Origin of the sequence: Chromohalobacter sp., assembly GCF_039830575.1 — a bacterium.
In the GTDB taxonomy this organism is placed as follows: domain Bacteria; phylum Pseudomonadota; class Gammaproteobacteria; order Pseudomonadales; family Halomonadaceae; genus Chromohalobacter; species Chromohalobacter israelensis.
The window spans coordinates 52,097-75,153 of the sequence record NZ_JBDOOX010000002.1 but is presented as its reverse complement, the minus strand read 5'-3'; the positions used below and the strand labels follow the sequence as shown (position 1 = coordinate 75,153).

At 57.4% G+C, this 23,057-nt stretch carries 21 protein-coding genes and 1 pseudogene; 12 read left to right on the top strand and 10 right to left on the bottom strand.

Translation table 11 applies throughout. The features are described from left to right. Positions 1–117 precede the first annotated feature (117 nt). Positions 118–1,251, bottom strand: a complete 1,134-nt coding sequence (locus ABGX75_RS00655) for an iron-containing alcohol dehydrogenase (protein WP_347411201.1) — start codon at positions 1,249–1,251, stop codon at positions 118–120. A 188-nt stretch (positions 1,252–1,439) separates the two neighbouring features. On the opposite strand from ABGX75_RS00655, the gene ABGX75_RS00650 reads away from it, so the two are divergent. From ABGX75_RS00650 to ABGX75_RS00625, 6 genes are all read left to right on the top strand, one after another. Next, positions 1,440–2,393, top strand: coding sequence for a LysR family transcriptional regulator (locus ABGX75_RS00650; protein WP_011507055.1), 954 nt, complete (start codon positions 1,440–1,442; stop codon positions 2,391–2,393). A 124-nt stretch (positions 2,394–2,517) separates the two neighbouring features. Further along, complete coding sequence (locus ABGX75_RS00645) at positions 2,518–3,285, top strand: SDR family NAD(P)-dependent oxidoreductase (protein ID WP_011507056.1); 768 nt, start codon at positions 2,518–2,520, stop codon at positions 3,283–3,285. A gap of 139 nt (positions 3,286–3,424) precedes the next feature. Further along, entirely contained in the window at positions 3,425–3,898 is a 474-nt protein-coding gene (locus ABGX75_RS00640) for a hypothetical protein (protein ID WP_224114515.1), read from the top strand. A 76-nt stretch (positions 3,899–3,974) separates the two neighbouring features. Then, positions 3,975–4,976 (top strand): NAD-dependent epimerase, encoded by a 1,002-nt coding sequence (locus tag ABGX75_RS00635; protein WP_110062322.1) that lies wholly within the window; start codon positions 3,975–3,977, stop codon positions 4,974–4,976. Between the two features lie 43 nt (positions 4,977–5,019). After that, entirely contained in the window at positions 5,020–6,360 is a 1,341-nt protein-coding gene (locus ABGX75_RS00630; protein WP_128690671.1) for a UDP-glucose/GDP-mannose dehydrogenase family protein, read from the top strand. A 98-nt stretch (positions 6,361–6,458) separates the two neighbouring features. Then, the gene (locus ABGX75_RS00625) at positions 6,459–7,904 is read left to right on the top strand and encodes an IS1182 family transposase (protein WP_035414808.1); all 1,446 of its coding nucleotides are present in this window, start codon (positions 6,459–6,461) and stop codon (positions 7,902–7,904) included. A 138-nt stretch (positions 7,905–8,042) separates the two neighbouring features. On the opposite strand, the gene ABGX75_RS00620 is transcribed toward ABGX75_RS00625, so the two are convergent. Next, a complete protein-coding gene (locus ABGX75_RS00620) occupies positions 8,043–9,074 on the bottom strand; it encodes a YeiH family protein (RefSeq protein WP_224114751.1) in 1,032 nt (343 codons plus the stop codon). 80 nt (positions 9,075–9,154) lie between these two features. Here ABGX75_RS00620 and ABGX75_RS00615 point away from each other — a divergent pair, with 80 nt between their 5' ends. After that, positions 9,155–10,066 carry a LysR substrate-binding domain-containing protein gene (locus ABGX75_RS00615; RefSeq protein WP_224114752.1) on the top strand — a complete coding sequence of 304 codons (912 nt, stop codon included), beginning with the start codon at positions 9,155–9,157 and terminating at the stop codon, positions 10,064–10,066. Positions 10,067–10,071: 5 nt separating this feature from the next. Here the strand turns inward: ABGX75_RS00615 and ABGX75_RS00610 are convergent, their stop codons facing one another. Then, entirely contained in the window at positions 10,072–11,145 is a 1,074-nt protein-coding gene (locus tag ABGX75_RS00610; RefSeq protein ID WP_035412804.1) for a glycosyltransferase, read from the bottom strand. A 27-nt stretch (positions 11,146–11,172) separates the two neighbouring features. Then, a complete protein-coding gene (locus tag ABGX75_RS00605; protein ID WP_287123928.1) occupies positions 11,173–11,883 on the bottom strand; it encodes a hypothetical protein in 711 nt (236 codons plus the stop codon). Positions 11,884–12,037: 154 nt separating this feature from the next. Here ABGX75_RS00605 and ABGX75_RS00600 point away from each other — a divergent pair, with 154 nt between their 5' ends. The 3 genes from ABGX75_RS00600 (at position 12,038) to ABGX75_RS00590 (ending at position 14,783) form a co-directional block, all read left to right on the top strand. Continuing rightward, positions 12,038–13,450 (top strand): mannose-1-phosphate guanylyltransferase/mannose-6-phosphate isomerase, encoded by a 1,413-nt coding sequence (locus ABGX75_RS00600; RefSeq protein ID WP_347411202.1) that lies wholly within the window; start codon positions 12,038–12,040, stop codon positions 13,448–13,450. Between the two features lie 110 nt (positions 13,451–13,560). Then, the gene (locus ABGX75_RS00595) at positions 13,561–13,932 is read left to right on the top strand and encodes a diacylglycerol kinase (protein ID WP_084075701.1); all 372 of its coding nucleotides are present in this window, start codon (positions 13,561–13,563) and stop codon (positions 13,930–13,932) included. A 470-nt stretch (positions 13,933–14,402) separates the two neighbouring features. Beyond that, positions 14,403–14,783, top strand: a complete 381-nt coding sequence (locus tag ABGX75_RS00590; protein WP_347411203.1) for a hypothetical protein — start codon at positions 14,403–14,405, stop codon at positions 14,781–14,783. Between the two features lie 35 nt (positions 14,784–14,818). Here ABGX75_RS00590 and ABGX75_RS00585 read toward each other — a convergent pair whose 3' ends face one another. The 3 genes from ABGX75_RS00585 to ABGX75_RS00575 are packed head-to-tail and all read right to left on the bottom strand — an operon-like array spanning position 14,819 to position 17,571. Then, positions 14,819–16,567: a glycosyltransferase family 39 protein gene (locus ABGX75_RS00585; RefSeq protein WP_110062428.1), complete on the bottom strand. Its 1,749-nt coding sequence runs from the start codon at positions 16,565–16,567 to the stop codon at positions 14,819–14,821. Continuing rightward, complete coding sequence (locus tag ABGX75_RS00580) at positions 16,533–16,820, bottom strand: lipid-A-disaccharide synthase N-terminal domain-containing protein (protein WP_075368761.1); 288 nt, start codon at positions 16,818–16,820, stop codon at positions 16,533–16,535. The genes ABGX75_RS00585 and ABGX75_RS00580 overlap by 35 nt, the downstream gene beginning before the upstream one ends. After that, complete coding sequence (locus tag ABGX75_RS00575) at positions 16,813–17,571, bottom strand: glycosyltransferase family 2 protein (protein WP_084075708.1); 759 nt, start codon at positions 17,569–17,571, stop codon at positions 16,813–16,815. The genes ABGX75_RS00580 and ABGX75_RS00575 overlap by 8 nt, the downstream gene beginning before the upstream one ends. 159 nt (positions 17,572–17,730) lie before the next feature. On the opposite strand from ABGX75_RS00575, the gene ABGX75_RS00570 reads away from it, so the two are divergent. Both ABGX75_RS00570 and ABGX75_RS00565 read left to right on the top strand, forming a co-directional pair. After that, positions 17,731–18,471 carry a phosphatase PAP2 family protein gene (locus ABGX75_RS00570; protein WP_347411205.1) on the top strand — a complete coding sequence of 247 codons (741 nt, stop codon included), beginning with the start codon at positions 17,731–17,733 and terminating at the stop codon, positions 18,469–18,471. A 13-nt stretch (positions 18,472–18,484) separates the two neighbouring features. Next, positions 18,485–20,137, top strand: a complete 1,653-nt coding sequence (locus tag ABGX75_RS00565) for a phosphoethanolamine--lipid A transferase (RefSeq protein ID WP_347411206.1) — start codon at positions 18,485–18,487, stop codon at positions 20,135–20,137. A 312-nt stretch (positions 20,138–20,449) separates the two neighbouring features. On the opposite strand, the gene ABGX75_RS00560 is transcribed toward ABGX75_RS00565, so the two are convergent. From ABGX75_RS00560 to ABGX75_RS00550, 3 genes and pseudogenes are all read right to left on the bottom strand, one after another. Beyond that, positions 20,450–20,998, bottom strand: a complete 549-nt coding sequence (locus ABGX75_RS00560) for a cytochrome b/b6 domain-containing protein (protein WP_084075714.1) — start codon at positions 20,996–20,998, stop codon at positions 20,450–20,452. Positions 20,999–21,265: 267 nt separating this feature from the next. Further along, positions 21,266–21,571, bottom strand: a pseudogene (locus tag ABGX75_RS00555) (YkvA family protein); the annotation flags it as partial. 36 nt (positions 21,572–21,607) lie between these two features. Then, positions 21,608–22,981 carry an MFS transporter gene (locus tag ABGX75_RS00550; RefSeq protein WP_035412818.1) on the bottom strand — a complete coding sequence of 458 codons (1,374 nt, stop codon included), beginning with the start codon at positions 22,979–22,981 and terminating at the stop codon, positions 21,608–21,610. Positions 22,982–23,057: the final 76 nt, after the last annotated feature.

The window sequence follows — 23,057 nt, the reverse complement described above, 5'->3', positions numbered from 1 at the left end:
TTTCAAGCTAGTGTTAATGAACATTGCGCGCAATATACATTTATCTAGACTTTGGTCTAGAAAGTGCTTTGAAACCTCCTTTTTTTCAATTAGTTGAAAGTGTTGACGAGAAGCGTCTCAGAACGCTTCTTCCAGGAGACGCTGGAAGTCCTCAAGGGTGGGCGGCCGTGGATTGGTCGCGGTCGAGTGATCCTCGAGCGCCCACTGGGCGACCGGCGCCAGGCGGTCGCGCGTCACGCCCAGCTCGCTGAGGCGCATGGGCAGCGACAGATCGCGGTTGAGCTGGATAAAGGCCTCGGCGAGATCCGTTCCCGGGGCGAGCCCCATGGCCTGGCGCAGCCGGTCGAACTTGTCTTCGCAATGCGGCTGGTTGAAGCGCAGCACGCACGGCATCAACAGCGCGTTGAGCGTGCCGTGATGAAGCTTGAGGTCGTGAAAGCCGCCCAGCGCATGAGACAGCGAGTGCACCGCGCCGAGCCCCTTCTGAAAGGCCAGGGCGCCCTGGGTGGCGGCCATCAGCATTTCGCTGCGGGCCTCGAGGTCGTTGCCGTCGTGAACGGCGGTGCGGATATGACGCGTGGCACGCTGCAGGCCGTCCAGCGCGATGGCATCGGCGGGCGGGTTGAAGCGCGGGCTGAGGAACGTCTCGACGCAGTGCACGATGGCGTCCATGCCGGTGGCGGCGGTGAGGGTGGCCGGCAGCGAGAGGGTCAGCACGGGATCGCAGATCGCCACATCGGGGATCAGGTGCGGCGACAGGAAGCCGAGCTTGCGCTCGTCGCGCATGCTGATCAGCGCGGCGCGTCCCACCTCGCTGCCGGTGCCGGCCGTGGTGGGAATGGCGACCAGCGGCAGCACCTCGCTGCCGATGCGTGCCGCGCCACCCTCGATCACCGCATACTGACGCAGAGGCGCCGGATGGCTGGCCAGCAGGGCAACCCCCTTGGCCAGGTCGATGCTGGAACCGCCGCCCAGCGCAACGATGCCGTCGCAGCCGTGTTCGCGGTAGCAGGCCACGGCCTCCTCGATGGCGACCTCGGTGGGATTGGCCGGCGTTTCGTCGTAGACCGGCGCCGGATGCTTGCCGCCGATGGCGGCCTGCACGCGGTCCACCAGTCCGCTGGCGGTCAGTCCGGCATCGGTGACGATCAAGGGCCTGGCGACGCCGAGGAGCGAGAGTTCCTCGGCCAGGTCGTCTAGGGCATCGGCGCCGAAACGTATCTTGGTCAGATAATTGATGATCGAACTCATGGCCGCTCCTCATGGCCCTGGCGCTGCCAGGGCGGTGATTGTTGTTGGCGTTTCGCTCAGGCTATGGCCGCATTGAAATCACAATCCAATCGAAGTTTGTGGCATTGTGATTCCTCTGGGTTATCGGCAAGTCGAGCGGGCATGCGCCATGGGCACGCGCCGCTCGTGACGACGAGGATGTTTTCACCATGACGACGGGCAAGCTGTCCCACGCGCATCTCTGCGGTTGGTTGCGTTTCAAGCATCTGACGCTTCTCACCACGCTGGCGGAGAGCCGCAACATGCACGCCACGGCGCGGGTGATGCACCTGAGCCAGCCGGCCGCGAGCAAGATGCTGCGAGACCTGGAGGTATACTTCGGATTCGCGCTTTTCGAACGCCTGCCACGTGCCATGCAGCCCACCGAGCTGGGAGAGCAGGTCATCCGCCATGCCTGGATCCTGCTCAACGACATGGAGCGCCTGGTCGACGACATCAACGATCTGCGCGAGGGCGGCTACGGCCAGCTGCTGATCGGCGCGATCGCGGCGGCCGCGCCGGAGATCCTGCCGGCGGCCATCGCACGTCTCAAGCAGGCTCGGCCGCGCCTGTCGGTGAGTCTGCAGGAGCAGACCAGCGACAGGCTGCTGCTCGAGCTGGAGCACAAGCGTCTCGATCTGGTCATCGGGCGCTTGACGCATGTCAGCCAGCACAACCTGTTCGATTTCGAACCGCTGCTGGACGAACCGCTGCGGGTCGTGGTGCGTCGCGATCACCCTCTGACCCGGCGTGGCGAGGCGCCTTCGCTGGACGAGCTGAGTCACTGGCCCTGGATCCTGCATCCCTTGTCGAGCCCCATGCGCGGCGTGTTCGAGTCGGCGCTGGCCGAGGAAGGGATCGCGACGCCGGCCAACGTCGTCGAAACCACGTCCATCCAGGCGACGCTGCAGCTGCTGCAGTCCTCGGACATGCTCGCGGTGCTGCCGCGCTCCGTCATGCGTCGTCCCCTGGCGGGAGGCCAGTACGTGGTCCTCGAACGCGTGATCGGCAAGCCGCTGGACTACTACGGCATCATCACCCGCCGCCAGGAGCCGTTGTCGCCCGCGGTGGAGGAACTGGTCGTGCACTTGCGCCGGCTGGCCGCCGAAGCCGACGGTCGCTGACATGGCTCGTCCTTAAGTCTAATGCCGGTCGGCCCCGCAATCTGGAATCCTGACACGCACTTAGTGTGATGTATGACAGCATGCCCTGTCGGGTGCTGTCTCCACCGGCTTGGGAGCAATCACCATGTTCGATGAGTTTCAGGGCAAGCGCATTCTGGTCACCGGGGCGAGCACCGGCATCGGCGCCGCCGTGGCCAAGCGCTTCGGCGCACTGGGCGCGCATGTCGCCGTGCATTACAACACCAGCGAGGCGCCGGCACGCGAGGTGGTCGAGGCCATCGAGCGCGCCGGTGGCCAGGCGTTCACGCTTCAGCAGGACGTGAGCACCGCCGAGGGCGCCGTCGACGTGGTGGACCGGGCCGCCGAGCGCCTGGGGGGATTGGACATCCTCGTCAACAACGCGGGCGACATGCTGGGGCGCGTACCGGCGGGGGACATCGAGGCGGCGCATTACGCACGCGTGATGGACCTCAACGTGCGCTCGGTGACGCTGGCCACGCGCGCGGCGCTCGCCCATTTCCGCCGCCAGGGCGAGGGCGGCAACATCATCAATACCACTTCGGTGGCGGCCCGCAACGGGGGCGGCCCCGGGGCGTCGCTGTATGCCTCGGCCAAGGCCTTCGTCAGCTCGTTCACGCGGGGCATGGCCAAGGAACTGGCCGGAGACGGGGTGCGGGTCAATGCCGTGGCACCGGGTGTCATCGTGACGCCGTTCCATGATCGCCACAGCAGCGATGCCCAGCTCGAGGCCATGCGCGCCGGCATTCCCATGGGGCGCCTGGGGACGCCCGAGGAGTGCGTCGGGGCGTTTCTGTTCCTGGCATCCGACGCCATGAGCGGGTATGTCACGGGGCAGATCCTGGAGGTCAACGGCGGTCAGCTGATGCCCTGAGCGTCAAGCGGAGCATGACACGGTCGAGCGCAGACGCGAGATCGGCCGTGGGTGCCTGAACCGCGAGGCCATCACTGGTATCCTTGTCTCGTGATGCTGTCATCACCGAAAGTCCATCACCGAAAGACAACGGGACTCCATGGCCTCGCTTTCCTTGTTCCTTTCCATCCTCATCTCTGCGGTGGCGCTGACCGCGGCGGCGACCATGCTGGTCTATCGCTGGCTGAACCGCCGTGGGGCATCGTCCGGCAAACGCGGCGGGCAGGCTGCCCGCAAGCGTTCCGCGTCCGACAAGCGGCGCTCCCGCGGGGGAAGCCGCTCACCGAAGACCGCCACGAAGACCGCATCGAAGCAGGGCGCCACAGGTCCGCGCGTGGCGTTTCCACGTCCACGCCTGCCCGCCTGGCTGCGCGCCGCCTTGCCGCTGGGCATGATGCTGACGCTGATCGCCGGGTCGGGCCAGCTGGCGCTGCAGGGTATCGACAATGCACACCGCGCGTCTGCCGGCGACCCGCGTCTGCCGGCGCTGGAAAACGCGGTGGACGGCCTCTCACTGTTGGCATTGGCGTTCCTGCTGGTGGGGATCGCCGCATGGCTTGCCCGTCGTCAATGAAGCGAGATACATGGATCGGCGCGTTTGCAGCGCCATGCTATAGTCCCCGCCATCACACGCAGATGACGCTAGCCACATGAATATCCTGATCACCGGCATGGCCGGCTTCATCGGTCATGCCGTCGCCAAGCGCCTGGCGGCCGAAGGGCATGACATCGTCGGCATCGACAACCTCAACGATTACTACGACGTGTCGCTGAAACAGGCCCGCCTGGACGACCTGGCGGGATGGCCGAACGTGCGCTTCGAATGCCTGGACCTGGCCGATCGCGCGGGCATGGAACGCCTGTTCGCCGACACGCGCTTCGAGCGTGTCATCCATCTGGCCGCGCAGGCCGGGGTGCGTTACTCCCTCGACAACCCGCACGTCTACGCGCAATCCAACCTGGTGGGTCACCTCAATGTCCTGGAGGGCTGCCGCCACCAGCAGGTGCCGCACCTGATCTATGCCTCCTCGAGCTCGGTCTATGGCCAGAATGCCCAGGTGCCGTTTTCCACCGCCGATGCCGTGGACCACCCCATCAGCTTGTATGCCGCCACCAAGAAGGCCAACGAGCTGATGACGCACAGCTACTCGCATCTGTACGGGATTCCCGCCACCGGGCTGCGTTTCTTCACGGTCTACGGCCCCTGGGGACGTCCGGACATGGCCATGTTCAAGTTTACCCGGGCGATTCTCGCGGACGAGCCGCTGCCGGTGTTCAACCATGGCGATCTGTCCCGGGATTTCACCTATATCGACGATATCGTCGAGGGGGTCGTGCGCATCATGCAGGCGATTCCCGAGGCCGACCCGGACAGTCCGGGCGCACGCCCCGATCAGAGCACGGCGCCCTTCGCGTTGTACAATATCGGGCATGGCAGTCCGGTGGCCCTGATGGACTTCGTGCACGCGCTGGAACGGGCCACGGGACGCACGGCGCGCTGCGACTTCAAGCCCATGCAGCCCGGCGACGTGCCGCGCACCTGGGCGGATACCGACGCGCTCTTCGAGAAGGTCGGCTATCGTCCGCAGGTTGGCGTCGACGAGGGCGTGACGCGCTTCGTCGAGTGGTACCGCAGCTTTCACGGGATTTGATGCCCACGATTTTTTGGTTAACGAGCGTAAAGGACGACATACGATGAAAATCAGTATCTTCGGTACGGGATACGTGGGCCTGGTCACCGGGACTTGCCTGGCGGACGTGGGGCACGAGGTCATGTGCATGGACGTCGACGCCGACAAGATCGCCCGCCTCGAGCGCGGCGAGATTCCCATCTACGAGCCGGGGCTGGACGCCATGGTGCGTCAGAACGTGAGCGAGGGCCGGCTGCGGTTCACCACTGATGCCGCCACCGCCGTGGGCTTCGCGCCGCTGCAGTTCATCGCCGTGGGCACGCCCCCCGACGAGGATGGCAGCGCCGATTTGCAGTACGTGCTGGCCGTGGCGCGCAGCATCGGCCAGCACATGCAGGACGACAAGGTCGTCGTCGACAAGTCGACCGTGCCGGTGGGCACCGCGGACAAGGTGCGCGCCGCCGTTCAGCAGGAGCTCGATGCCCGTGACGCCGCGCTCACCGTGGATGTCTGCTCCAATCCCGAGTTCTTGAAGGAAGGCGCCGCCATCGAGGACTTCACGCATGGCGCGCGGATCATCGTGGGCACCGATGCCGAGCGGGTGCGCGAGATCATGCGCGAATGCTACGGTCCCTATAACCGACACCATGAGAAGTTGATGTTCATGGATATCCGCAGCGCCGAGCTGACCAAATACGCGGCCAACGCCATGCTCGCCACCAAGATCAGCTTCATGAACGAGATCGCCAATCTCGCGGAGCGTCTCGGGGCGGACATCGAACAGGTGCGGCGCGGCATCGGCTCGGACCCGCGCATCGGGTATCACTTCATCTATCCGGGATGCGGCTACGGCGGCTCCTGCTTTCCCAAGGACGTGCAGGCACTGGCGCGCACCGCCGGCGAGATCGGCTACCACGCCGAGCTGCTCGAAGCGGTCGAAGGCGTCAACCAGCGCCAGAAGGCCACGCTGTTCGCCAAGCTCTCGCAAGCCTTCGACGGCGACCTGGCCGGCAAGACCATCGCGCTCTGGGGGCTGGCCTTCAAGCCCAACACCGACGACATGCGCGAGGCCCCGAGTCGCGCCTTGATGGAGGCGCTGTGGGAATGCGGTGCCCGGGTACAGGCCTTCGACCCGGAAGCCATGGACGAATGCCGACGGATCTACGGCAAGCGCGACGACCTGGCACTGGTCGATAATCGCGAGCAGGCCATCGAGGGGGCCGACGCCCTGGTGATCTGTACCGAATGGAAGGCGTTCCGCAGCGTGGATTTCGCCTGGCTCAAGCAGTCGCTGAGCACACCGGTGGTCGTCGACGGCCGCAACCTGTTCGATCCGCAGGCGGTCAAGCGCGCGGGATTGTTGTACTTCGCGGTGGGGCGCGGCGATTCCTTGCGTACGCCATGAGCCCCGCTCACGACGAAACGGCGCCCTCGCAGGCTGTGTCAAAACACAGCCTCGGCTGGCACACTGCCCATCAGGTTTCCTGATGGGCAGTTTTCGTCATGGCACGCTATATCACCGGCGCGTCTCGCGAGCAGCTCGACCTGCTGCCGCCTTCTCTCGATGACCTGATTCCCGACGATCACCTCGTTCGCGTCATCGATCTTTATGTCGACTCCCTCGATCTCGATGCCCTGGGCTTCGAGCGGGCTCGACCCGCTGCGACCGGGCGCCCGGGCTACCATCCCGCGGATATGCTGCGCCTCTACCTGTACGGCTATCTTCAGCAGATCCGCTCGTCACGCCGGCTGGAACGCGAATGCCAGCGCAATATCGAGCTGATGTGGCTACTCAATCGGCTGACTCCCGACTTCAAGACCATCGCCGAGTTTCGGCGCAAGCATCCGCGCGCGTTTCGTCAGCTGTGCCGTCATTTCGTGCGTTTCTGCCGTGACGCCGGCTGGCTGGCGAGCCGCGAAGTGGCTATCGATGGCAGCAAATTCGGGGCCGTGGCTAGCAAGAAGCGTGTGGTAAGCCGCCAGGCGCTGGTCCGTGAGGAACAGGCGTTGAACGCGCGTATCGACGCCTGGCTGGAAGGCCTCGATGAGACCGACCACGAGGAAGCCCACCGGGATGGGCCCGACGATGACCAGCGTCGCCGTTCACTCGAACGGCTCAAGGCCCTGCGTGATCAGACCCGAGACAGCCGCGAGCGCATGGAACGGCTCGGGATCCAGCATCACGTCACCGGTGAGCCTGAGGCCCGGCTCATGCGCTCGCCACAGGGAAACCGCACCGCCTATAACCTGCAGACGGCGGTGGATACCGACACCCATCTGATCGTGCACCACGAGACGGTGCAGGACGGCGATGACAGTCGCCAGTTGCAGCCCATGGCGGAAGCGACCCAGACGGCGCTGGAAAGAGGGAATTTATCGATACTGGCCGATGCCGGCTATTCCAACGGTGAACAGCAGCAGCGCTGCGAAGAACGCAACCTGGCCTGCCATATCCCGCCCCGGCGGACCGTCAACAATCAGGGAGGCGGCCAGCTCTATCAGGCCGATGCTTTTCACTACGAACCGGCCCGGGATGCCTACCGCTGTCCGGCCGATCACTGGCTGCCACTGAAGCAACGCAACGCTTCCCAGAAGGTTCTTTACTACGCCAACCCTTCGGCGTGTGCCGGTTGTAGGCTCAAGCCACGCTGTACGGCGGGGCGTTGGCGAACGGTCACCCGCCATCAGTACGAAAGCGCCTTCGAGACGTCGCGACAACGCCTGACAGAGGACCCCAAGGCGATGACACGTCGCCGCGCCACCGTCGAGCATCCCTTCGGCACGCTCAAGGACACGCTGATGGGGAATGCCGGACGTCTGCTGGTGCGTGGGCTCGATAAAGCCCGAGGGGAGATCAGTCTGGCGGTACTGGCGTACAACCTTAAGAGACTGATGCGACATATCGGGGCCGAGGCGCTGATGACCCGGCTGAGACAAGCCCCGGTCTGAGGCTGGATCCTTTATCGAGGTGACATCGACAAGGCTGCAACGACATCGCCCCGCAAAAGCGGGGCGATTTGAGCAACCTCCAGCAAGCCGTTTTGACACGGCCTGCTCGGGCGCCGTTTTGCGTTGGGGGCTCAACGTTCAGTGCATGAGCCAGGGCGTCACCCAGCCACCGCCGATCAGCAGCAGCAGGAACAGGATCAGGGCCAGCAGCATGGGCCTGACCCCCAGCGCCTTGAGCTTTTCCAGGCGGGTCTCGAAACCCAGTGCCGCCATCGCCATGGCCAGCGCGATCTGCCCGCCCATTACCAGCGACTGGTGCAGGGCTGCCGGCAGGGCGATGATGCTGTTGAAGATCACCATGGCCAGAAAGCCGAAGGCGAACCAGGGAATCACCAGGCCGCCGCGGCCGGCTTCCGAGTCGTCTTCCGCCTGCCGATGACGGAGCCACCACTGGCCGACCACCAGCAGAAAGGGCACGAGCAGCATCACCCGGACAAGCTTGACGATCACCGCATTGGCCAGCGCCTGGGGACCGACCGCGTCGCCGGCGGCGACTACCTGGGCCACCTCATGCACGGTGGCGCCGATGTAGATGCCGAACAATCCCTCGTCCATGCCGGTGAGAGGATAGAGCAAGGGATATACCAGCATCGCCAGCGAGCCGAACAGCACGACGGTGGCCACGGCCATCGAGGTGGCGGCCGGCTTCGAACGGATGGTGGTCTCGGTGGCGAGCACGGCGGCGGCGCCGCAGATGGCACTGCCGGCACTCGTGAGCAGAGCGGTCTCGCGATCGAGCCCCAGCAGACGTGTGCCGATCCAGTACCCGGCGGTCAGGATGGTGCAGATCACCAGGGCATCGAGCATGATGACCTTGGGGCCTAGGCCGAGAATCTGCTGTAACGTCAGCGACAGGCCGAACAGCACGATGCCGCCGCGCAGCAGCCAGCGGGTCGCGAACTGTAGCCCGCGGCCTGCCTGAGGCAGGCGCCCGCTGACGGGCAGGTTGCCGATCACGAGACCCAGCAGCAGCGAGAAGACCAGTGGACTGATGCCGCTTTCGCGGATGCCGGGCAGGTGAGCCAGGGTGAAGCCCCCCAGGGTCAGGCCGGCGCAGAGTATCAATCCCTGCCACATGAGACATTCTCCGATGATGGGCGGTACCGCCATGGATGTGTCTCTTCAGGCTAAACCGGAATAGAATTATGTGTTATGTGGTAATAACGAAATGACAGTTAAGTAAAACCGATATGTCGACCCATGTGACCTTTCGCCAGCTCCAGGTATTCGTTGCCGTGATTCGTGGCGGCGCCGTCAATGCGGCCGCGCGGCAATTGCGTCTCTCCCAGTCGGCGACCAGCCAGGCACTGGCCGATCTGGAACGCCAGCTCGGCGTGGTGCTCTTCGAACGGCTGGGGCGTCGTCTGGAGCTCAACGATGCCGGACGTCGATTGCTCCCGTACGCCGAGAAAGTGCTCAACGGGCTCGATGAGCTGGTCGATGCGGCGCGCGAGCCCGACGGCGAGCTGCGGGGCACGCTGCACGTCGCGGCCAGCGCCACGATCGGCACCTATCTGCTGCCGATGCTGGCCGGACGTTTCATCGAGCAGCATCCCGCCGTCGACCTGCAACTGCGGCTGCGCAACACCGAGGACGTGATGCGCGACATTCAGCGCTTCGACGCCGACCTGGGACTGATCGAGGGGCAGTGCAGCGAGTCACGGCTGGTGAGCGAACTCTGGTGTCAGGACGAGATGGTGGTGGTGGCCGCGCCCCAGCACCCGCTGGCGGCACGCGAAGGCCTCGGGGTCGAGGAGCTGCAGGCAGCGCAATGGATCCTGCGTGAACCGGGCTCGGGGACGCGGGCGATCTTCGAGGCGGCCATCCACCCCCACGTCGAGCGTATCCGCGTGCGCATGGAGCTCGATCAGCACGAAGCGATCAAGCAGGCGGTGCGCGCCGGCTTCGGGTTGGGTTGCCTGTCACGGCTGAGCGTGGCGGGCGAGCTCGAGCGGGGCGAACTGGTGGCGTTGAAAAGCCCGCTGCAACTGACCCGTTCCTTTTCGCTGGTCTGGCATCCCGAGCGCTACCGCAGCCCGCTCTGGCAGGCCTTCAAGGTCTTTCTGCATGAGGCTGGTCTGAGTGTGAACACAAGAGAATGAGGGCACTATTTCGATAGCGCCTCGAACTGCGGCAGCACGGTCTCCTTGAGGAAGGGGCGGTAGTGCGCTTCGGTGACGGTGATGGGCGCGGCATCCATGCGAGCGATGGCATCGGCCAGGGCCGCTTCATCCTCGCGGGGGACGAGGAAGTCGGCAAGTTCGCCGGCGAGTATCTCGCGGGGGCCGGAGGGGCAGTCGACGCTGACCACGGGCGTGCCCAGCAGCAGCGATTCGATGAGCGCGCGTGGCAACCCTTCGGCGTCCGAGGTCAGGATCAAGGCCTTGGCATGGCGAATGAACGGATAGGGGTTGGTCTGGTAGCCGGGCAGGATGACGCGCTCGGCGAGCCCCATGTCCTCGATCATCTTGCGAAGCCTGGCTTCTTCGTCGCCCTTGCCCTTGCCCAGCAGAACCAGCGGGGTCGTCACGCCGCTGGCCTTGTAGGCGCGCAGCAGGCGGTCATGACGCTTGCGGGGCTCGTAGGTCCCGACATTGATCAGGTACTCGCCCTCCGGCACCGGCGCCGGTTCCTCGGCCAGGCGCAGGAAGGGCTCTCGCTCGTAAGGGTTGTAGATGGCGCGAATCTCGGCGGGCCGGAGGCCGATGACGTCGAGCAGGTTATCCTTGACGCCCTGGGAGACGGCGACGACATTGCGCCCGGTATAGAAGCGGTGCACCTTGGCGAATGCCTTGGCGCGCTGGTCGGGATCGCTGAATTTCGCCGAGATGTCGCTCTTGATCCAGAACCACAGATTGGGGTGGCGCAGGTGGCGAGTGATCTTGTCGCACGAGCAGGAGAGCACCACGTCGGCGGCGAAGGCGTCGAGGGTCCTGGCGATGCGCGCGGCCTGCCATTTCTCCACCAGCGGCGTCGAGAACATCTTGCTGAAACGGTTGATGAGCGCGAGGTTCTCCACCGTGACGCCATCCGGAATCGGCTGCTCGATCCTGTCGCGCAGGATGAACACCTTGACCGTGTGGCCGCGTTGATGGAGACCGGCGGCCGTGTAAAGCAGCGATTTTTCCGCGCCGCCGCCGTAGAGGTCGGCGATGACGAAGGCAAAGCGTTTGGGCGTCATGGCATCATCCTTGAATCGGGAGAAGACTCACGCGGGCCGACCGAGTCGCTCGTGAAGGTAGCCGTGCGCGAAACGGCGGTAGCGATCGCCTTTCAGTTTGCTGGGGCTCAGCATGGCATCGATGGCCTGGCGTCGCCGGTCGGCACGGCGAGGCAGGCGCTTGACGTGGGTGTCGATCCACACGATGTCGCCCTTGGCATCGACCCAGACATTGCCATAGTGAAAATCGCGATGGCAGTAGCCGTGGTGTATCAAGACGGCCGCGTCGTCGCATAGCCGGCGTATGAACGCCAGGCGCGCCGTTTCGTCGAGGCGCAGGAAATGGGTTTCGCCGGATTCGCCGCTGGCCAGGTATTCCATGGCGAGCAGCGAGCCCAGGGGGTTGAGCGGATTGATCGCCAGTCCCACACCCCGGCAGGCCACGGCCTTGAGCCCCGCCCGCCGGATGAGGCGGTTCGAGCGCCATTCCTTGAGCGCATCGAAGCCGCCCAGCAGCCGTTTTTCGAGGATATCGCGCAGCCACCAGTTGAGTGGCTGACGCTTGGCCGTGAATTTGTCGGCGATCAGCTTGAACAAGGTGTTCGAGCGCGGCTCCAGGTAGAAGCGACTGCTGCCGACGGCCTCCATGTGTCGAGTCGTCTCGGGCTGCTGCAGTGCGATGCGGCCGGGAAACGGAAAGCGTGTGCGCAGGTAATACCAGCGCGGCACACCGTTCAGCGAGACTCGATACAGGGGCATGATGGGGTGGCGACCTTCCGCAATAGGTTGGGCGCTAATCCTCGATAAGCGCTCACCGCTTGTCAAGGTAATGACACATTGAGACTGGCGACATGCGCAAGCGCTGCGTAACGTGATAGCCGCGCGTTCGATCATTTCGCCCGAGGAGCTTTGCATGTTGACGCCCGTGATTCTCGCCGGAGGTAACGGCACACGCCTGTGGCCGCTGTCGCGACGGGATACGCCCAAACAGTTTCTTCCCCTGCTGGAACGACGCAGCATGCTGCAGGCGACGCTGGCGCGACTCGCCGGCCTGACGACCGCGCGGCCCATCGTGGTCTGTGCCGACGCCCACCGGTTCCTGGTGGCCGAGCAACTGCGCGACAGCGGGGTGGAGGCGGATATCGTGCTGGAGCCCGAGGGGCGTGACACGGCGCCGGCCATTGCCCTGGCGGCGCTGTGTCAGCAGGCACGCGAAACAGACGACGCCGATAGGGGGCCACTGCTGGTGCTGCCCGCCGATCACCACATCGCGGATGTGGCGGCGTTTCGCGAGGCGATTGACCGGGCGCTGCCGGCAACGGAGCAGGGCGCGTTCGCCACCTTCGGCATCGTGCCGCGTCATCCCGAAACCGGCTACGGCTACCTGGAAGTGGACGACATTTCCGCAGGCCTGCAGCCACTCAGACGTTTCGTGGAGAAGCCCGATGCCACGCGGGCCAAGGCATTCCTCGAGGCGGGACGGTATCTCTGGAACAGCGGGATGTTTTTGATGCATGGCGACCGCTATCTGCAAGCGCTGGCGCGCCTGCGCCCTGCGATGCACGACGCGGTGACCGCGGCCTGGGCGGCGCGACGGACGGATCTCGATTTCCTGCGCCCCGATGCCGCGACGTTTGCCGCCTGCGAGCGCGAGTCGGTGGATTACGCGGTCATGGAACATGTCGACGATGCCGTGGCGGTGGCCCTCGATGCCGGCTGGTCGGACGTGGGGTCGTTCCAGGCATTGTGGGACATCGCCGAGAAAGATGCCGACGGCAATGTGTTGCGCGGGGATACCCTGGCCGAGGCGACGCGCGATACCTGGGTGCAGAGTCAGTCGCGCCTGGTGGCGACGCTCGGCATCGAGGGGCTGGTCGTCGTGGAGACCGCCGACAGCGTGCTGGTGGCCGACCGGCGCCATGCCCAGGACATCAAGACCCTGGTGGCACGGCTCGATGCCCAGGGCCGCCGCGAAAGTGCGGCGCATCGCTGCGTCTATCGTCCGTGGGGCAGCTACGAAAGCCTGGAAAACGGGCCGCGCTTTCAGGTCAAGCATATTCGCGTACATCCTGGCGCCCGGCTGTCGCTGCAACGCCATCATCATCGCGCCGAGCACTGGATCGTGGTCTCGGGCACGGCGCGTGTTACTCGGGGGGACGAGATCTTCCTGGTGGGTGAAAACCAGTCCGCATACATTCCTCTGGGCATCGCCCATCGTCTGGAAAACCCCGGTCGCATCGAGTTGGAACTCATCGAAGTGCAAAGCGGCGCCTATCTCGGCGAGGACGATATCGTGCGCCTCGATGACGATTATCGGCGCGGCTGATAGAGAACGTTTTGTATCAGAATCCATGATCTAGCGGAGAGACTTAATCAGCCCTTAAGGTATCGAGTCTAACCTAGTGGCTTCTTTGTAAACTTGGGCGTGTTGACAAAATGGCTGATCTAGATAAATGGAATGGAACAGGTCTCGTACGTTTAAATAAAGCTCTTTTTTGTTCTCTAAAGGGCTTGAGTGCTGCCTGGGTGCATGAATCGGCATTTCGTCAAGAATTAGTTTTCCTTGCATTGTTGATGCCAATTCCTATCTTTGGGAATTACTTACCTATAGAAAAAGTGATGATGGGGGCATCTCTCATCTTGCTATTGGTAGTGGAGCTTATAAATTCAGCTATTGAAGCTGTTGTGGATCGCGTGGGAACGCAATGGCATATATTAAGCGGCCGAGCCAAGGATCTTGGGTCAGCATCGGTTTTTATGACATTTTTGCTTGTTGTTTGGGTCTGGTTTAATATTTTAATGAAGTGATTTTAGTCATCTAGTGGTCGTTTGAAGTGTACCTTGTTACGTCATTTTGAAAGACTTTAAAGGAGTGAAGCGGCCATACTGTTAAAATGCTTGCAATAAGTATTACGAAGTAAATGGAAGAGCTTTTATTGGTTTGGTGCTGAGAAAGTTGGTGCAAAAATAGATAGAAAAAAAGGCAAGCCCATCCTATCCCTAAAAACACCCCACCGACAATATCAGTTAACCAGTGCGCATTCAGATAAACTCTATAAAAGCATATAAGGAACAGTAATAAAAAGGTGGTGAAGCTAGTCAATATCCTGTGTTTAAAATTAAAGTGATGAGTAAATAGGAGGAGGATGCACAAGTAGAGCGTTATATTTAATGTGGTGTGACCACTCGGAAAAGAAAAAGTCTCCCAGTTTTCATACAGCCCCTCCATCGGGCGGCTTTTATGTATTAAAAACTTCAGTAGAGGAACCGTTAAAGATATGCTGGTCATGGTTAAGGCTAAAAGTATAGCGGGTGCTTTTTCTTTCCTTACGAGCATGGATAGTACTATTGCTGAGGATATTATGCCCACTACGATGCCATCACCAAGTTCAGTGATGATTAGCATGAAGTTGAATAGAAAAGAACTCTGGTGCTGTGCAAAGAGGTTGTGTATGGTTCCATTTATTCCAGCAAACCAATTAGTAGTTTTAACTATCAATGATAGTATCAAGAAGAGTGAAAAGCATATTGCTGAAAGTATCAAGAAAGATCTTGGTGACCTTGATGAATTGCCAGATACAGCGATTGTCTTTTTCATTTTAAAGCTCAGGTTGGAGGTATCAAGGGGGTTTATTTCTATAATGTTAAGAGAGGCTTAAAGCCTCTCTTTGACGGGATTTTAGGGTGGTGATGACTATTTTGTCGTGGGAGCTTCGTATAGCGGCGCAGATTTTTCATTTCCTGGGCACTGAGAAAAAGCGCTTCCGGGAAGAAGCCACCAATGATCACTGTTTTGAATACCCAGATCATGTTTTTCGGATTGATCGATACAAGCTTCCCCTTTTGCCTGATTTGCTCGTGTTAATATCCAGCGCTCATCGGGAGACTGTTTAACCCATGCGTAAGCACGTTGTAATTGTTTTTCTAATGGGGTTTTAAAGCCGAATTGCACGACGGGTTGTTGTGCTTGTAGCACAAATTCTTCATCGAAATCCGGGAGCGCCAATGAAGCGTTTTTTCCTGTTATGCGCTGAACATTCTGCATCATATCGTGAGGCGACCTGGCCGTATTCATTAGTACATAGCCCCATGTAGACCATGAAACCCAGAAGGCCAGCATCCATATTACAAATATCAACATTCCACGGTGCGGTTTTAACCAGAGGATGAGGGGGATAGACAGCGCACCAATCGTCATCCACCAATTCCAAGGCACTACTCCATAGTGCTGCGATAATTCGTTTAGGCTACTGACTCCATAACCACCTAAGACTCCTGCAGTTAGTAAAGTGCCTGAAATGGCAATGATAGTAAATGTTGCCAGATAATTGAGACCCTTTTGTTGCAATAGGCCGGGTATGGACGGCGCGACCGCCCATATTAACAATGGTATTGTAGGCAATATATAAACGCCTCGTTTGCCTGGCGACAACGAAAAAAACAGAAGGATCAGCAATATTGCGCTTAAAGGCATCCAAATCTTAGCATCGCGTCTTCTCAATCGACGCTGCCAGTGTTTAATAAGCCATGGGAAGGCCAGTATTAGAGGTAGCCATGCCCAAGGAATGACACTGGCTAGATAGTAATACCAAGGGTTCAAGTGATGCCATGAATTGGCATATCTTTCGCCCGTCTGTTTGAAAAGGATATTATCCCGATAAGCTGTGAGACTTGAATCGTCTCCAAATGTGGCGATCAAGACCATGGGCACGACCCACAAGCTAACCGTCAAGATAAGTAATGAAAAACCCTTTATATACTGTTTCCATGCAGGGTGATGCACTACTCCTTGTTTATAGAATAATATCCAGCCGGGTATTAACGCCAAGGGCAGAAAGCCTACCCCCTTGGTCAATATACCGATGCCCATTGCGATCCAACTGACATACCACCAGATATTCTTGGCGTCAATTAATGAATAGCGTAGAAACCCGTAAGCCCCTAACGTAGTAAAAAAAGTGAGAGACATATCTATTTGTGCCGTCCGAGCTTGAAGAGCAAATTGGAACGTGCTCAACAGGGCAACGCCGGCTAATAGTGCGATGCGTATACCGTAGAGTCTTTTCGTTAAATCTGCTACTAAAAAGAGAGTTCCGAAAGCAGCAAGTAGAGACGGGAGCATGAATCCCCAACGTACCGAGCCAGTTAGAGCAATACCTATTGCCATTGCCCACATGAAAACAGGGGGTTTGTCGGGATAAATTTCGCCGGCGCGATGAGGAAACCAAAATTGACCCGTCTTAAGCATTTCGAGTGCGTTGAGTGCAAAGCGTGGTTCATCTGCTGGCCATGGATCACGTAACCCCAGTCCAATCGCTAAAATCACAAAACCGCCCAGAAAAAAAAGGCACCAAAAAAATCGGGTATGGCGAACCACCGTTATTGGCAAGAGCGAAAAAGGCATAAAGCTATTCACTTTTCGTTGATTTCCGGTGTGTTTCATTACGGATTAAAATCATATTACGCATGTAGATAAAAAGCCCTGCTCCTTGGCCAACGATAAACACGGGGTCTTGTCGATAAATTGCATAAGCAAAAAGCGTAGCGCCTCCGCCTAGACTTAATATCCAAAACGCGTTGGGCACGATACTACGTCGCGCCTTCTCACTTGCAATCCACTGGACCAAGAAACGGGCCGAAAAAAAGCCTTGTCCAAGAAATCCAATAATCATCCAGATTAAGTCGGGTTTAAACATGTTTGCCGGATTCGTTGTCAGTAGGGTATGAATCCACCAGCGGCATTAAATTTGCCGGTAGTCGTGATCGGCGGCGCAACCACATGACACCTAGAATATCTATAATTCCTACCCAAAGTCTGTCATGTAAACCATAGTGTGAGTGTCCGTTTTGACGTTCTCGGTGGTTTACATTCATAGAAATACAGGTCCCTCCCTGCGCTTGAATAAGCGCAGGTATAAAGCGGTGCATATGGTTAAAGTATGGCAGTTTAAGAAACGCATTTTTGTTTATTAATTTAAGGCCACACCCGGTGTCGGGTGTTGAATCATTCAGTAGTTTGCTCCTGATACGGTTGGCGATTTTTGAAGAAAACCTCTTATGCCAAATATCACGTCTTTTATTGCGGTGCCCAGCAATTACCGTGACTGTGTTAGTGCTCGCATATTGATAAAGGATAGGTATGTCTGCCGGGTCGTTTTGTCCATCGGCATCGATAGTCGCCAACCAATCCCCTTCCGCTAGCCTTGCCGCTTGCCAGATAGACGTGCTTTGTCCGGAGCTTTTGTGGTGGCGGTATGCGCGTAGCCGTGGATTTTTCCTGGCTTCATTTGCAAGCCAATTTTGGGTGTCATCTATAGAGCCATCATCGATAACGATGATTTCGTGTTCAATTGAAACAAGTGCCTGATCAATTTCATCAAGCAACGTTGGTAAGTTTTCAACTTCATCTTTTGCAGGAATGATGACTGATAGTGTTTTTGGTCGCATGATTGCATATATAAAGTAGTGGCTTTGTCTTGATTATAAATATTTTTTCTTAAGGTATTCTTAAGCCTTTTGATGAATTTATTTGTTGCGTGTAAGCATGACTTAAGAAGTGGGGTGACATCATGAAGTATCCTTGTTAGATATAAAGTTGATGTGCACATGCTCCCCAGAACTTTTTTAAAATACAGTGAATCACCTTGGGTGCCCTTGTTGAAGATGTGGGGTTTATTCACCCTGTTAATTATTGCAATAGCTTATTTTGAATTAGATTTTAGGACGGCTGATGCCGTTTACACGATGGAGGGAGGTGATTGGACGTTATCGGATTTCTGGCTGACTAAGTATGTTCTGCATGATATAGGGAAACGCTTTAGTATATCTATAGGTGTAGTGGTCTTGGTGGCAATTGTTGCAACCTTCTTTGTAGGGGCAATGAAAAGTCTGCGTCGTCCTTTGGTGTATCTCTTTGTATCAGTTGCACTTTCCGCATTAATAGTTTCTTCTATAAAGAACAGCATTAATGTGGCATGTCCTTGGGATTTAGTACGCTACGGAGGGAATATTCCTTACGTTGGTTTTTTCCAAGAGTGGCCTTCTAAGTTTCCAGATATTGCATGCTTTCCTGCCGGGCATGCTAGTGCGGGTTATGCCTGGATTGCCTTGTACTTCTTCTTCGACTACCTCTTTGTCTCTTCTAAGTGGAGACGTTTAGGTGCAGGGGTTGCTATGTCTATGGGCCTTCTTTTTGGTATTGATCAGCAAGTTCGTGGGGCTCATTTTTTGTCGCATGATTTGTGGACATTGATGATTAGTTTTAGTGTTTCCCGAATATTGGCGTATCTGTTTTTTGGTTTAATTAAAAATCAAAAAGTCGCTGTTGGTGATCTTGTTAATTCTTGAGGTGAGGTCGTTTATGTATAATTTATTTTCAAGGCTGAGCTTCCTGCGTCCGGTTTTGACGACGGACTTCCTGACCTTTTTGGTGAGCCTTGGTGTTACATTGTTTTATAATACGCCTTTTTGGGGTGAGGTTTTTGATTATATCTCTCCAGCAGGAATAATGGACTGGTTGCTTTTGCTCGAGTATGGGGTTGTTCTTACTTTTTTGCAGTTTTTTGTATTTGTCTTTTTAGTGAATCGTTGGCTGGCGAAACCTTTTCTTGTCGCCATAATATGTTTGGCAGCGGCCGTTAACTTTTATACAAGCCGTTATGGCGTATACTTCAATACCGATATGGTGAACAACGTTCTGCAGACGGATACCAAGGAAGCTGGTGAGCTGTTTACTTGGGGGTTCCTTGGATACATGATTGTTTATGCCGCTATTCCTTCACTGTTTGTTATCTGGGTGCGTATAAAAAGAGAGAGCCTTTTGAGGTCTGTTTTGAGACGCGCAGTGGTGGTGCTAGCAAGCACCCTGGTATTGAGTGGCTTCATTTTACTGACATTTCAAAGCGTGTCGGCTTTGATGAGGACGCATCATGAGCTGCGTTTCTTGGTCACTCCGGGTAACGCGATAGTCTCTGCTGTTCAAGCTTTAGCTCCTGCACAAGCTCCTCTGCCTGATAAGAAAATTCCGCTTGAGAGCGATGCGAAACTGGCAGACGCGGCATCGAATGGCAATAGCAAGCCTAAGCTGCTCGTCATTGTGGTCGGGGAGACGATGCGGGCTGCCAATTGGGGTCTCAATGGCTATGAGAGGCAGACAACACCGAAGTTGAATGATCGCAACGTGATCAATTTTCCTCATGTAACATCTTGTGGCACAAGCACGGCAGTTTCTTTACCTTGCATGTTCTCTCCGCTTGGTCACGATGACTATGACGAGCGCTATATTAAAAGTCATGAGTCACTTCTTGATGTGTTAAAGCATGCCGGTATCGATGTGGAATGGATTGATAACCAATCGGGATGCAAAGGAGTCTGCGAAGGCGTTAAAAATGAGACACTGTCCCAGCAGGGTTTTCCTGGTCTTTGTGCATCGGGCCGCTGCTATGATGAGGCTCTTGCCGAGCGTTTAAAAGATGAGTTGAAGAAAACTTCGGGTTCTAACGATGATAAAGTCATTGTGTTGCACCAGTTAGGTAATCATGGTCCTAGTTATTACCAGCGTTATCCTAAGGCTTTTAGCAGGTTTGCCCCGGTATGTGAAACTGCTGATTTAAATAAATGTCAAAAAAATGAGATTGTAAATGCATATGACAATGGCGTTCTTTACACCGATAGTGTCTTAGATAGTATGATTGCCGCCTTAAAATCTCAGTCTCAATATTCGGCTGCCATGTTGTATGTGGCCGATCATGGTGAGTCGTTAGGTGAAAATGGTGTTTATTTACATGGATTGCCTTACTCAATCGCACCGAGAGAACAAACGCATGTGCCCATGACGTGGTGGTTGGATAAGGACTTTGTTGGCTCCACGGGACTGGATAATGATTGTTTATATAAAAATGCAGGCGACACATATAGTCATGCCAACTTGTTTTCAAGCATTCTGGGATTGATGCAAGTAGCAACATCGGCATATAAGCCCGATCAAGACATAACATCGGCATGTCGTACATGACTTTAAAAACTTACCTGCAGTAGCACCGAGCTGGGGAGTGTATGATGGTTTATAGGTTTCAGTATGACATGTTATCAAGGCCTTTTCGGATCATAAGAAACTTAGCCAGGGCCGTCCGTAGTATAGCTGGTGAGGCTCTCTTTAGATGTTTCTTTTTCGAGGCCTGTATTTTTACTTTATACATTTTTCTTGGAGCATTCGTTGTGCCTTTTGCACTGGTGCTTGGCTTTTACAAGATCGTCAGGTATGTTCTTGCGAAGGTCGGCGGAGGGGCGTGAATTGAAAGAGCCGCCTTGAAGGCGGCTCTTTCAATTATTCTTGGCGTTTTTTTGTTTTTTGACCAGTAAACATCGCCTTGGTAAGATTTTGTGTTGTTAACTTGCTGGAAATAATTACACCAATAACATGTAGTATTGCTGCAATAAGAAGGGCGTTTCCCAATATTGGGTGTATGGTTTCTATCAGTGCGTTTTCATGAAAGGTGTGCGTTGTTAGAAGCCAGCCCAATATTGCTTGCAGTCCAAGTCCTCCTAATAGTAAAAAGACCATGGCGCTGCCGGCGGGATTGTGGCCGTCATAATGTCGTTCATGCCCATGTCGCATTTTTCGTAAATGTTGAAGTATTTCTTTTGGTGAGTAAGTGAAGTTGATGAACCGTGCGTGTCGAGTCCCTATGACTCCCCATATGATTCGTAATACTACTACTACGCCTACTGTATATCCTGCCCATTCATGTAGTGTCTGCAATTGGCCAGAGCTCAGCCAGGCTGTCATGAACGCTATGACCAACGTCCAGTGAAGTATCCTTACTATTGGGTCCCAAATCTTTACCTTTTGGGGATGTTCTTCTCTATGCGCCATCAGGTTTCTCCATTCTTGGTATGAAGCAAAAGCCAATAGGTTTGGTCTATTGATTAAACAGCAGCTATTGGAGGTTATATGGTAAGAAAATATTCTGATGACTTACTTAAAGAGCGCGGTGGTTCTATGTTCAAGTTGGATAGCGTGTTATCTCGGTTCGAGACACCCCTCTTGAACAGGCAGTCATGGCGCTTAAGTGATGTGATGATGGCTATATATTCACATGAAAAGCCTGACCAAGAGCGCGGCACAAGCGACCCAGGTGGCAATGATGACACCAGCCGCCAGGCGACTGACTGGTCTAGCGATTGCTTTGTCGGCTGCTTTCCTGTGCTCTTCCATTACTCTGGAGGGGATGAGTCGGACGACTATCAGGATGCCGAGGGGCACGATCACCAGATCGTCCAGATAGCCGAGCACTGGGATGAAATCCGGGATCAAGTCGATGGGTGACACCGCGTACGCAGTGACAAACAGCGCTAGAATTTTAACGAAGCACGATGTGCGCGGGTCGTGCGCGGCAAGCCAGATCGCATGTACATCCCGCTTGAGTGCGCGCGCCCATTGCTGGGCGCATAGCAATAGTTTTGTTGTTATAAAGACCATCACTCATCTAGGCCATTGCGGATGATGATGATCGATCACGAAGGCATGACGATGTCGAGCTCTTGGGTGATGATGAGAGTGGCGATGCGGTTCAGGCCCCTCCCAGCCCTCATGTTCATGCTGGTGGTGGTCGTCATGGTAATGCAGGTGGGAGTGCTCCACAGGAGCATGGTCATGCTCGAGCGCCACCGGGTCCCGTGACGGCCAGACACGAGTCGCGAGCGCCGTAGACACCAGAGCAATCGTCCCCAGCAGGGCGAAGGTCTCGATCAGGCCCGCCTGCGACCCGAACCAGCCGGCCAGCGGATAGGCCACCAGCCAGCAGCCATGCGACAGCGAGAATTGCGCGGCGAACAACGCCGGCCGGTCCTCTGAGTGACACGATTGCTTGAGTAGGTGCCCAGTAGGCGTCATGACCAGCGAGGCGCCGGCACCTAGCAGAAACCACAGCCCCATCAGGCCGATAAATCCGGGAGCGAGCAGACCAAGGAACAGACTCACTGTCATCAACGTACCGCCCGCGAGCATGACCGTGCGCTCGCGCACGCGCTCCAGCATCTTCGGCAGCAGCAGAGCCACCAGCATCGAACCGCCCCCTACCGCCGCGAAGGCCATGGCCACCGCCTGCTCGCTCAGTCCCAGGGTGGAGCGGACGTAGACCACAGTATTGACGATCTGCATGGCCCCGGCGGCCGATACCACCATGTTCAGGGCCAGCAGCCCGCGCAGCCGAGGCGTCTTCAGGTAGATCCGCATGCCGTGGGAGACCTTGCCCCACACGCTCGGCGACTCGTCCTCCGTCGCCTGGGGCGACGGCAACATCACCGAGACCACTAGGCCTGCCGAGACCAGGAAGGCTAGGCCATTGAGCAGGAACAATACATCGAAGCTCATCACCATCAATAGTGCCGCGGCGGCCATGGGACTGAGCAGGTTCTCGAGGTCATAGGCGAGCCGCGACAGCGACAGCGCGCGGGTGTACTGCTCCTCGTCCTGGAGCAGGTCCGGAATTGTTGCCTGGAAGACCGGGGTGAAGCCCGCCGAGGCGGCGTTGAGCAGGAAGATCAGCACATAGATCTGCCAGATTTCGGTGACGAAGGGCAGCGCGCAGACCACGGACGCCCGCAGCAGATCCAGGCTGACCAGCAGAGTTCGGCGCGGCAGACGCGAGGCGTAGGCCCCGACCACCGGTGCGATGCCCACATAGGCCACCATCTTGATCGCTAGTGCCGTGCCTAGCACGATTCCTGCCTGCCCGGACGCTATGTCATGGGCCAGCAATGCCAGGGCGACCGTCGTTAGCCCGGTGCCGGCGAGGGCGGTGACCTGGGCCAGGAACAAATGGCGATAGCGACGGTGACTCAGCACTTCGAGCATGCGACTCTCCTTGCGGCGTGGCGGTCGGTTGCAGGCGGCATTTGTAGTAAAAAGTCAGGGGATGTGCTGTTGCTTG